Origin of the sequence: Saccharopolyspora ipomoeae, assembly GCF_029952525.1 — a bacterium.
GTDB lineage: Bacteria > Actinomycetota > Actinomycetes > Mycobacteriales > Pseudonocardiaceae > Saccharopolyspora > Saccharopolyspora ipomoeae.
Genome location: NZ_JASAOF010000017.1, coordinates 16440 through 28288, shown reverse-complemented (window position 1 = coordinate 28288; position 11849 = coordinate 16440). Strand labels below are relative to the sequence as shown.

5 protein-coding genes and 1 pseudogene are annotated in these 11849 nt (G+C 71.3%); 3 read left to right on the top strand and 3 right to left on the bottom strand.

Annotated elements, in window-relative coordinates; translation table 11 throughout:
- Positions 1 to 26: 26 nt before the first annotated feature.
- The 3 genes and pseudogenes from QFW96_RS22225 to QFW96_RS22215 form a co-directional block, all read left to right on the top strand.
- Positions 27 to 5276, top strand: a pseudogene (locus tag QFW96_RS22225) (SDR family NAD(P)-dependent oxidoreductase); the annotation flags it as partial.
- Positions 5273 to 6460: a cytochrome P450 gene (locus QFW96_RS22220; RefSeq protein ID WP_281457641.1), complete on the top strand. Its 1188-nt coding sequence runs from the start codon at positions 5273 to 5275 to the stop codon at positions 6458 to 6460. The pseudogene QFW96_RS22225 and the gene QFW96_RS22220, both read left to right, overlap by 4 nt.
- 13 nt (positions 6461 to 6473) lie before the next feature.
- Complete coding sequence (locus QFW96_RS22215; RefSeq protein ID WP_281457640.1) at positions 6474 to 7676, top strand: cytochrome P450; 1203 nt, start codon at positions 6474 to 6476, stop codon at positions 7674 to 7676.
- Between the two features lie 287 nt (positions 7677 to 7963).
- Here QFW96_RS22215 and QFW96_RS22210 read toward each other — a convergent pair whose 3' ends face one another.
- From QFW96_RS22210 to QFW96_RS22200, 3 genes are all read right to left on the bottom strand, one after another.
- Positions 7964 to 8818 (bottom strand): methyltransferase domain-containing protein, encoded by an 855-nt coding sequence (locus tag QFW96_RS22210; protein WP_281457639.1) that lies wholly within the window; start codon positions 8816 to 8818, stop codon positions 7964 to 7966.
- Entirely contained in the window at positions 8818 to 10611 is a 1794-nt protein-coding gene (locus QFW96_RS22205; RefSeq protein ID WP_281457638.1) for an FAD-dependent monooxygenase, read from the bottom strand. Before QFW96_RS22205 ends, QFW96_RS22210 begins: the two co-directional genes overlap by 1 nt.
- Before the next feature lie 111 nt (positions 10612 to 10722).
- Complete coding sequence (locus QFW96_RS22200) at positions 10723 to 11760, bottom strand: methyltransferase (RefSeq protein WP_281457637.1); 1038 nt, start codon at positions 11758 to 11760, stop codon at positions 10723 to 10725.
- Positions 11761 to 11849 lie beyond the last annotated feature (89 nt).

The window sequence follows — 11849 nt, the reverse complement described above, 5'->3', positions numbered from 1 at the left end:
GTTCCGAGAAGGAAGGCACACCGGCCATGCCCGACGAAGAGAAGCTCGTTGAGTACCTGAAGTGGGTCACCGCCGACCTGCACAAGGCCCGTCAACGGCTGGAGGAGGTCGAGGCCGGCAAGCACGAACCGGTCGCGATCGTCGGTCTCGCCTGCCGCTTCCCCGGCGGGGTGCGCACGCCGGAGGACTTGTGGGACGTGCTGGAGTCCGGCCGCGACGCGATCTCGGGCTTCCCGACCGATCGCGGCTGGGACCTGGGCACCCTCGCGGGCGGCGACGACGGCCGCAGCGCCACCCTGCAGGGCGGCTTCCTCCACGACGCGGCCGAGTTCGACCCGGGCTTCTTCGGGATCTCGCCGCGCGAGGCGCTGGCGATGGACCCGCAGCAGCGCCTCCTGCTCGAAACCACCTGGGAGGCCGTCGAACGCGCCGGCATCGACCCGGTGTCGCTGCGCGGCAGCCGGACCGGGGTGTTCGTCGGCACCAACGGTCAGGACTACGGGCACGTGCTCATCGGCTCGCAGGAGGACGTCGGCGGGCACGCCGGGATGGGCACCGCCGCCAGCGTGATCTCCGGCCGCGTCGCCTACACCTTCGGCTTCGAGGGGCCGGCGGTGACGGTGGACACCGCGTGCTCCTCGGCGCTGGTGTCGCTGCATCTGGCGGCGCAGGCGCTGCGCGGCGGCGAGTGCTCGCTGGCGGTGGCGGGCGGGGTCACGGTCATGGCCACCTCGTCGAACTTCGCCGGGTTCACCCGGCAGGGCGGGCTCGCCCCGGACGGGCGGTGCAAGGCGTTCTCCGACGACGCCGACGGAACCGGCTGGTCGGAGGGCATCGGCGTGCTGGTGGTGGAGAAGCTCTCCGACGCCGAGCGCCACGGGCACCCGGTGCTGGCGGTGCTGGAGGGCAGCGCGGTCAACCAGGACGGCGCCTCCAACGGGCTGACCGCGCCCAACGGTCCCGCGCAGCGCGAGGTGATCCGCGCGGCCCTGGCCTCCGCCGGACTCGGACCGTCCGATGTGGACGCCGTGGAGGCGCACGGCACCGGAACGACCCTGGGCGACCCGATCGAGGCGCAGGCGCTGCTGGCGACCTACGGGCAGGAGCGGGAGCAGCCGCTGCGGCTCGGCGCGATCAAGTCCAACATCGGCCACACCCAGGCCGCGGCCGGTGCCGCCGGGGTCATCAAGATGGTGCTGGCGCTGCAGCACGAGCTGCTGCCCCGGACGCTCCACGTCAGCGAGCCGTCGGCGCACGTCGACTGGTCGGCGGGCAGCGCACGCCTGCTCACCGAGCCGGAGTCGTGGCCGCGCGGCGAGAAGCCGCGCCGCGCCGGGGTGTCCTCGTTCGGCGTCAGCGGCACCAACGCCCACGTCATCCTCCGCGAAGCACCCGAACCGGCCGCGGAACCGGAGCCCGCGGCCACCGGCCCGGTCCCGCTGGTCGTCTCGGCGAAGTCCCCGGCGGCGCTCGACGCCCAGCTCGAGCGGATCCGCGCGCTCGACGGTCACCCCCACGACATCGGCCACTCGCTGCTCGCCACCCGCACCACCTTCGACCACCGCGCAGTCCTCCTCACCACCGAAGACGGTCTCCTAGAAGCGGCCCGAGGCGTCGCGAGCCCCGGCCCCCTGGCGATGCTGTTCTCGGGCCAGGGCTCCCAACGCCTCGGCATGGGCCGAGATCTCCACGCCCGCCACCCGGTCTTCGCCAAGTCCCTGGACGAGGTCCTGTCCCACTTGGACCCGTCGGTCCGAGAGGTGATGTGGGGCGAGGACCAGGAAGCCCTCAACCAGACAGCCGTCGCCCAACCGGCCCTGTTCGCCTTCGAGATCGCCCTCTACCGCCTCATCGAGTCCTTCGGCATCACCCCGGACCACTTGGCAGGCCACTCGATCGGGGAAGTCGCCGCAGCCCACGTAGCCGGTGTGCTGTCCCTCGAGGACGCCTGCACGTTGATCACGGCCCGAGCCTCGTTGATGCAGGCCCTGCCTTCGGGCGGTGTGATGGTCGCGGTCCGCGCGAGCGAGTCCGATGTCCTGCCGTACCTGTCGGGTGAACCTTCTGACACGGAAAACTCCCGTATTCGGGGGGACGAATACCGGAGTATTCGTCCCCCCGAAAACTCCGGTATTCGTCCCCCTGAAAATGGCAATTCTCGATCGGGTGTCGTCTCTTTGGCGGCTGTGAACGGCCCGGAGTCGGTCGTGCTGGCTGGGGATGAGGACGCCGTGATGGCGGTTGCCGGGAACTGGGAGTTCAAGCGACTCAGCGTGTCTCATGCTTTCCACTCGGCGCGCATGGAGCCGATGCTCGGGGAGTTCCGGGACGTCGTTGAGGGGTTGTCGTTCCGTGAGGCTCGGGTTCCGGTTGTGGCTGCTGGGGACGTCACCTCGCCTGAGTTTTGGGTGCGGCATGTTCGGGAGGCCGTGCGGTTCCACGACTCCGTGACGTCGTTGCGGGAGGAAGGGGTCAGGCGGTTCCTGGAGGTCGGGCCGGACGGGGCGCTGTCGGCGATGGTCGACGGATGTGTCCCGTCATTGCGGAAGGACCGAGGTGAGGACGTCGCGTTCCTGGCCGCGCTGGCCCGGTTGCACGTCAGCGGGGCCGGGGTCGACTGGGCTCCGCTGTTCGCCGGGACCGGGGCGCGGAAGGTGGAGCTGCCGACCTACCCGTTCGACCGCGAGCGGTACTGGCCCGAGTCCGCGGTCGACCCCCGCACCGCGTTCGGGAAGCTCGACGAGCCGCGGGGTGCGCTGCACCGCGTCGACTGGGTGAGCACCGACGTCGGCACGGCGTCCTCCGGTGCGCGCTGGGCGATCATCGGCAGCGACGAGCTCGACCTCGCCCACCTGCTCTACAGCGCGGGCCAGACCGTCACCGGTTACGGCGAAACCCTCGCCGACGCCGCCGGTGACAGCGGCATCGCCCCCGACGTCTTCCTGGTGACCCTCTCCAGCGGCCGGGACGCCGCCGACGCGCACGCCCTCGCCGAGCGGGTGCTGGGGCTGGTGCAGGAATGCCTCGCCGACCCGCGCTACGACCGCGCGCGCGTCGTGTTCGTCAGCCACGGCGCCACCACCGGCGAAGACCTCGCCTCCGCTGCGGCCTGGGGCCTCGTGCGCTCGGCCCAGTCGGAGAACCCGGGACGGTTCCTGCTCGTCGACTCCGACGGCGAACCGCTGTCGGCCGCGACGCTGCCCGAGCTGGTCTCCACCGACGAACCGCAGGTGCTGGTGCGCGGCGGAAGAACCCACGTCGCCCGCCTCGTCGAACTCCCGCGCACCGAAACCCCGCACGCCGACTGGGATCCCGAGCGCACGGTGCTCATCACCGGCGGAACCGGCGGCCTCGGCGCCGAACTCGCCCGCCACCTGGTCACCCGGCGCGGCGTCCGGCACCTGCTGCTGGTCAGCCGCCGCGGCGCCGACGCCCCGGGAGCCGCCGAGCTGCAGGCCGAACTCGCCGAGCACGGCGCCGCCGCGACCGCCGCGGCGGTCGACGTCGCCGACCCCGACGCCGTGACGGCCCTGCTCAAGTCGATCCCGGCCGAGCGCCCGCTGGGCGCGGTCGTGCACACCGCCGGCGTGCTCGACGACGGGCTGGTCGACGCGCTCACCCCGCAGCGGCTCGCCGACGTGATGCGCCCCAAGGTCGACGGCGCGTGGAACCTGCACGCGGCCACGCGCGATCTCGACCTGTCGGCGTTCGTCCTGTACTCGTCGCTGGCCAACGTGCTCGGCGGCGCCGGGCAGGGCAACTACGGCGCCGCCAACGCCTACCTCGACGCCCTCGCCGCCCACCGCAGGGCCGCCGGACTCCCGGGCGTGTCGCTGGCGTGGGGCCCGTGGATGCAGACGGGCGGCATGACCGGCGAGCTCAGCGACGCCGCGCTGGACCGCATCACCCGCTCCGGCATACCGCCGCTGGCGCCCGAGCGGGGACACGCCCTGTTCGACGCCGCCCTCACCGGCGACGACGCCCTGCTGGTCGCGGCCCACGTCGAGACCGGCTCGCGCGGCAACGTCGCCCCGCTGCTGCGGGGCCTGCGCCCCGACGAACCCGCCGCCCGGCCCTCCGGCACGGCCGCGGTCACCTTCCGGGACCGGCTGCGCGAAGCGGACCCGGAGGCGCGGGAACCCATGCTGCGGGTCCTCATCGTCGACACGTCGGCCGCGCTGCTCGGCCACCCCGATCCCAGCGCCGTCGATCCCGAACGCGACTTCCTGGAGCTGGGTTTCGACTCGCTCATCGCCGTGGAGCTGCGCAACCAGCTCTCCGAGCAGCTCGGCGCGCGGCCCTCCAGCTCGATCGTCTTCGACAGCAAGACCCCCGCCCAACTCGCCAAGACCCTGCTCGTCGAACTCGGCTCCCTCGACGGGCCCAGGGCCGCGCCCACCCCGGGCCTGGGCCGGGCCGTGGACCCGGGCGACACGCTCCACGGGCTGTTCATGCAGTCGGTCAGCTCCGGCCAGACGCTGCAGGGACTCCAGGTCCTCAAGCACGTCGCCCTGCTGCGACCGCAGTTCGAGAACCCCGCCGAGCTGGAGGAACTGCCCACCCCGGTCCCGCTGGCCGACGGCCCGAAGCAGCCGAAGCTGATCTGCATCAGCGCCCCGGGCGCCACCGCGGGCATCCACATGTACGCGCGGCTGGCGGCGCAGCTGCGCGGCAAGCGCGAGGTCGCCGCGCTGCCGCTGGTCGGCTTCGAACCCGGCGAACCGCTGCCCGCGACCGGCGAAGCCGCCGCCCGCTGGGTCGCCGAGGCGGTGCTGCACGCCAGCGACGGCGAACCGTTCGCGCTAGTCGGCCACTCCTCCGGCGGCACCCTCGCCTACTTCGCGGCCGCCGTGCTGGAGGAGACCTGGGGCATCACGCCCGAGGCGGTGATCATGCTCGACACGCTCAGCCTCCGCTACGACAGCCACGAGGGCATGGACTTCGACGCGGTCACCACCAACTACTTCAACACCATGGAATCCCCTGCGGTGAGCCTCAACAGCGCCCGCTTGTCGGCGATGGCGCACTGGTTCGTCCGCATCGTCGACATCGGACTGGAGACCTCGGCGCCGAAGCTGATGATCCGCTGCGCCAAGGAGGTCGACGGCACCGACCTGGAGATCACCGGCAAGGACGTCGCCGTTCCGCACGACGACCTCCGGCTGGTCCAGACCGACCACATGTCGATGGTGAAGGAGGACTCCGACCTGACCGCGCAGGTGATCGAGGACTGGCTCGGCACCCGAACCCCGACCGCACCTGGAGAGGTGTCATGACCGCAACAGACGAAGAGCTCCCCCTGGTGGGAGTCGAACGCCCGTCCATCCTCAGCTTCAGCCAGGTCCGCCTCGACCTGCAGAAGAAGGCACCGGTGTGCCGCATCCGCACGCCCGCCGGTGACGAGGCGTGGCTGGTGACCCGGCACGCCGAGGTCAAGGAGCTGCTGCAGGACAACCGGCTCGCCCGGTACCACCCGGACCCGGCCAACGCGCCGCGGTTCCTGCGCAACCCGATGCTGGACATGCTCGTCACCAACACCGACGTGGAGACCGAGCGCAAGGTCCACGAGGAGAAGCGAGCCCTCTACACCAAGAGCTTCGCGGCCCGCCGCGTCCTCGACCGCAAGTCGCGGGTGGAGGCCATCGCGCACGCCAAGATCGACGAGATCATCGCCGCCGGTCAGCCCGTCGACCTGCACGAGATGTTCTCCACGGTGTACTCGCAGAACGCGCTGTGCGACCTGATCGGCATCCCCGAGGACGCCCGCGAGGAGCTGCTGACCCAGATGGACCGGGTCGGCGCCGTCGACCGGGAGCACGCCGAAGGCGGCATGGAGTCGGTGTTCGCGTTCGCCGCCGAGGTCGGCAGGCGTCGCCGGGACGACCCCGGCGACGACGTGATCACCCGGTTCGTCGAGAGCGGCCTGACCGACGACGAGATCGGCATGCACGTCGTGGTCCTGCTGTTCACCGGCTTGGCCGGGCTGGTCAGCCACCTCGACTTCGGGGTGCTGCTGTTCCTGCTCAACCCGGAGCAGCGCGAGCTGGCGCTCGACGACCCGGAGATCATGGCGCGCGCCGTCGACGAGGTGATGCGGGCGACCATCGGCAGCCCCGTCCTGCCGCGCTACACCAGCGAGGACATGGAGGTCGGGGGAGTGACGATCCCCTCCGGTGACCTCGTGATGCTGGACTTCTCGCTGGCGAACTTCGACGACCGCGTCTACGAGAACCCCGAGCGGTTCGACGTCACCCGCACGCCCAACCCGCACTTCACCTTCGGCCACGGCATGCGCCACTGCACCGGGGCGCCGCTGGTGCGGATCATCATGGCGGTCGGGTTCACGGCCCTGTTCTCGCGGCTGCCGGAGCTGAGCCTCGCGGTGCCGCAGACGGAGCTGGAATCGCGCGCGGGCGGCAAGCTCGCCGGCGGCCTCGAACGATTCCCGATCCGCTGGTGAGGGAGGTCCGAAGATGATGGGCGAAGAGCTCCGCGCGTGCCCGTTCCCGATGCCGCGCGACGACGCGCACCGGCTGGACCCGCCTCCCGAGTACCGGCGGCTCCGCGAGGAGGAGCCGGTGTGCCGGGTGCGGACGTCGGCGGGCGACGACGCGTGGGTGATCAGCCGCTACGACGACGTGCGGGCCGCGCTCAGCGATCCGCGGCTGAGCTCCCAGGTGGCGCACCCGGGATATCCGCGGTTGTTCTTCCCGGAACCGGCGCCGCCCGGGGCGTTCGTCCAGTCCGATCCGCCGGACCACACCCGCTACCGGCGGATGGTGGTCGGCCAGTTCACCCGCAAGCGGGCCGAGGCGATGCGGCCCTACCTGCAGGAACTGGTGGACGCCCGGATCGACGCGATGCTCGCGGCGGGACCGCCGGTGGACCTCGTGGCCGAGTACGCCAAGGAGGTCCCGCTGTCGGTGATCTGCAAGCTGCTCGGCGTGCCCTACCGGGACCGGGTGGCGTTCGGCAGGTGGGTGCAGAAGCTCAACGAGCCGACCGCGAACCCGTCGGTGAACAAGGGCGCGGCGAGCTCCCTGTTCCAGTACCTGCGCAGGCTCGTCACGGCCAAGGCGAAGAAGCCCACCGACGACCTGCTGGGCTGGCTCGCCGGCAACCACCTCGCCAACGGCGAGATCACCCGGGAGGAGATCACCGCGATGGCGATGATGCTGCTCTCGGCCGGCTACGACACCTCGGCCAGCGCCATCTCGCTGAGCGTCATGACGCTGCTGGAGAACCCGGACCAGCTGGCCAAGCTCCGCGACGACCCGAGCCTGATCAACAGTGCCGTGGAGGAGCTGCTGCGGCACCAGAACATCATGCAGTGGGGCATGGGCCGGGTCGCCCTGGAGGACGTGGAGATCGCGGGCCGCACCATCCCGGCGGGCGACGGCGTGATCCTCCTGCTGCCGTCGGCGGACCGCGACGAGGCGGCCCACCCCGACGCGGATCGCCTGGACATCACCCGGGAGACGGGAATCTCCCTGTCCTTCGGCCACGGTCTCCACAGCTGCGTCGGCAAGTTCCTGACCCGGGTCGAGATGCAGGTCGCCATCGGCACCCTCGTGCGCCGCATCCCCACCCTCGCCCTCGCCACCCCGCTGGAGGACCTCCACTACCGGGACGCAGCGATCACCTACAGCGTCCGAGAACTCCCCGTCACCTGGTGACACGCGGAATGCGGCCGCGATCGGGGACCTGATCGCGGCCGCATTCCGCGACACCCCGGGACGGCGGCCGCAGCTCTGGGCCGACCCCCGTCGGGGAGGCGGGTTCGGGTCGCAACGTCGTGCGGTAGGGACAGTTTTAGCCAGAATCGCCCGGGATTTCGGGGGTGAGATCCCGGGCGATTCTGGCTAGAACCGTCCCCTGGTGACGTTCGAGCCGAACGGGGCCGAGGCGCTGCGGCGAGTGGGAAACCGCGTGGCCAGGGTGCGGGCCACGCGGTCTGGGCGGCTCAGGGGCGCTGGGCCGCGAGCAGGAGGTAGCCGAGCTCCTTGACGTCGATGAGGCCGGGGGCGGGGATGCCCGCCGCCAGGGCCTGGTCGAGGGTGGCTTCGGGCTTGTTGGCGGCCCAGTCGGTCCAGGGCTTGGACATCGCGATGAAGGTCTTGCGGGTCGTGTGGTCGCTGATGTCCCGGATCTCGTCGAACAGCATTCCCGCGTCGCGCAGCATCTGCGGGTAGTCCTCGACCGGGACCGTGGTGATCAGGGAGCTCTCCAGCAGCAGGTCCACGAACGGGCGGTGGACCTCGGGGATCGGGGCGCGCTCGAAGAAGTCCGTGAGGACCAGGCGGCCACCAGGGCGCAGCACGCGGGCGATCTCGCCGAGCACCTGCCTGCGGTCCGGCATGTGCATCATCGACTCCAGCGCGAACACCGCGTCGAACGAGGCATCCGGGAACGGCAGCCGCAACGCGTCCGCCAGCTGGAAGTCCAGCCGCAGACCTTCCGACCGCGCAACGGCTTTCGCCTGCTCGATCTGCGCCTCGCTGACCGTGATGCCGGTGACCCGCGCGCCCGTGCGGCGAGCCGTCCGCAGCGCGGGACCGCCGATGCCGCACCCGACGTCGAGCACGTGGTGGGTGTCGTCGACGCGCAGCCGGTCGATCACCATGTCGGTGAGCCGCAGCGCCGCGACCCCCAGGGGCGCGTCGTCGTCCTCGGACTCCCAGTAGCCGAAGTGCAGGTGCTCGCCGAAGCCGAAGTTCGGCACCTCCGCCTCCTCGGGCCACAGGTCGCGGGACTCGGCGGCGAACCGGTCGTAGAGCTTGCCGACGGCCTCGGCGTTCGAGGCGCTCGTCTCGGACATCAACGGCTCCTAGGGTTTTCGTCGTGGTCGGTGCCGCCGAGGAGCCGGGTGAACACCTCGGTCAGCTCCGCGACCGGGTCCGCGGCGGCGTCCGGGCTGCGCCAGGCGACGAACCGGTCCGGGCGGATCAGCACCGCGCCGCGCTCGGTGACGCCGCGGTGCCCGACCCACGCCGAGCGCGGGTCCAGGTGGTCGCCGTCGAGGTGCCCGATGCTCACCGCGTCCAGCGGCAGCTCGGTGCGCTTGACGAGCTCGACCGCGGCCTCGGTCCACCGGTCGTCCTCGCCCGCGATCAGCAGGAACCGGCCCGGCCGGACCAGGTCCATGATCGGGTAGCGGTGGCCGTCCCGGTCCTCCAGCAGCGCGTGCGGCAGCGGCCGGCCGGGACGCGTGCCGGGCTGGTAGTGCCGGATCGGATCGGGATTGGCGGGTTCCGGCGTGCCGTCGGGCAGCACCGCGCCGGACTCGTAGGTGTAGCCGGTCTCCAGGTTGAGGGCGTTGAACTCCATCGACTGGCCGGCGATGGCCCGGTGCACCGAGGCGCGGAACTCCGCGTCCTCCGGCAACCCGCTCCACAGCCTGCGCAGCGCCGTCCAGTTCTCCGACGGGACGCTGTCCGGGCCCATGCCGACGACCTCGATCGCCGAGAGGTGGTTGACGATGTTGTTCACCGCCTGCCCGACGGTGCGCCCGGTGACCTTGCGGCGCTCGACCTCGTAGCTGTCCAGCAGCGCCTCCCCGGCGTCGCCGTTGAGCACCGCCGCGAGCTTCCAGGCGAGGTTGTGCGCGTCCTGCACCGCCGAGTTCAGCCCGTACCCGCCGGTGGGCGGGAAGCGGTGCGCGGCGTCGCCGAGCAGGAAGATCCGGCCGTCGCGGAACCGCTCCGCGACCGAGCCGCCCATCGTCCAGCGCGACACGGCGTGCACCTGCATCTCTGACTCGGCGAGCCCGAGGATGGTGCGGACCTCGGCCAGCACCGACTCGTCGCCGGGTGCGTCGGCACCACCGGTGACCGGGCTGGTGTGCACGACCCACTCCTCGGAGTCCGGGCCCCAGCGGGTGGGGCCCGCGGGCAGCAGGGTCGCGCCGACACCGGTTTCCGGCAGCCAGAACCAGCGCAGCAGGACCTCGGGATCCGACACGCGGGTAGACAGGTCGGCGGTCAGGTGCACCGACACCATGCGCGCGATGTCGTCCATGCCCTCGAAACCGATGCCCAGCGCGGGACCGATCATCCGGCCGCCGTCGCAGGCCAGCAGGTAGTCGCCGCGCACCCGGTAGGTCTCACCGGTCGCGCCGTCGCGCACCGTCGCGGTCACGCCGGTGCCGTCCTGCTGGAAGTCGGTCAGCTCGTGGCCGAACCGGACGCGGCCCGGGCCGAGCTCGTCGGCGCGCTGCTTGAGCAGCGGTTCGAGGTGGCGCTGCGGCAGGTTCGCCGGACGGCAGTGGCTGGCGGCCGCCCACGCCGGGTTGGCTCCGCCGGCACCCCACAGCTCGACCTTGCCCAGGCAACGACCCCGCTCGGGATCGTCGGTGCCCTCGACGTACCAGCCGGCGTGGGTCATGTTCTGCGGCGGCGTGCCGCGCTCGTAGACGGCGTCGGCGACGCCCGCGTCGCGCAGGATCTCCATCGTCCGCTGGTGCAGGATGTGCGCCTTGGGCAGCGTCGAGGTCGTCGGCGCCGCGCTGACCAGCAGCGATTCCACTCCCTGCAGCGACAGCAGGATCGACGCGGTCAGCCCCGCGCCGCCCCCACCGACGATGAGCACCGGCACATCGCTGGGATCGCTCATGTTCTCCTCCTGCGCGGGTGGGGGAAGTTTTCATGAAAACTTCCCCCACCCCGGGAAGTCGGGAACCCGATTTCAGTGGAGATCCGGGACCCGGTTTCCATTGAAATCAGGTCACTCGGGTTTGCGGCCGATGACGGCGCCGTCGGCGCCCGCCGCGTTGATGCGGATCACCTCCAGGTCGACGAATCCCGCGTCGGCGAGCCAGTCCTGGTACTCGGCCTCCGAGTAGTTCTGCCCGCCCGGGTGGCTGACCAGCATGTTCAGCCCCATCACCGCGGCGTTGGCGGGTCCGGTGCGGTCGGGGTCGAGCAGCAGCTCGCAGATGAGCACGGAGCCTCCGGGTTCGAGCGCGGCGAAGCACTTGTCCAGCAGTTCCCGGTTGCTCTTCTCGTCGCCGCAGTGCATGACCTGGCTGAGCAGCATGGCGTCGTAGCCGCCGGGAAGCGTCTCGTCGGTGGTGAAGTCACCGGGCACGGCGTCGATGACGTCGTCGAGCCCGGCCTCGGCGATCTTGCGCTCGACCACGGTGCACACGTGCGGCAGTTCGTAGACGCCCGCGCTCAGCCCCGGAACCCGGCTGCACAGCTCGATCGGGATGCCGCCGGAACCGCCGCCGACGTCGAGGAGGCGCTGGTGGCGGCTGAAGTCGTAGGCCGCACCGAGCTCCTTGCCGGTGTAGCCGGCCAGCGCGTGCATCGCCTCCCAGAAGAAGTTCATCATGAAGTCGTTGGGGGCGAAGACCGTGTCCTGCTGCTGCTCGGGGTCGACGAACATCGACCGGTTCGTGCGCAGCGAGTTCACCAGCTGCTCCCAGCCGGGGTAGAGGCCGCGGTCGTAGAACTGCACGAAACCGCCGAAGAAGTAGGGCTTTCCCCTGACCAGGAACTCCTCGGCCATCGCCGAGTTCCGGTAGCGGCCGTCGCGCTTGTCGAGCAGGTCGAGCGACACCAGCGCAGGCAGCAGGATGTCCGCCGGGCGCTGCTGCAGCCCGATCTCCGCGGCGAACTCCTCGGCGGTGACCTCGCGTCCCCCGGAGAGCCGGGTGAACACGTCCAGCTCCACCGCGGCCGCGAAGGTCTTGAAGCGCATGAATCCGGTGGTCAGATCGAGCAGCGGCTGCTGGCTGACCTCGTTCGCGTTGTCCGTCAAGACTTCTCCTGGGCGTGGAAGGGCCGGACGATGACACGATAGGCAGGCGGGCGTTAGTGAAACGCCCACTGCTTCACCAAGATCGCGTC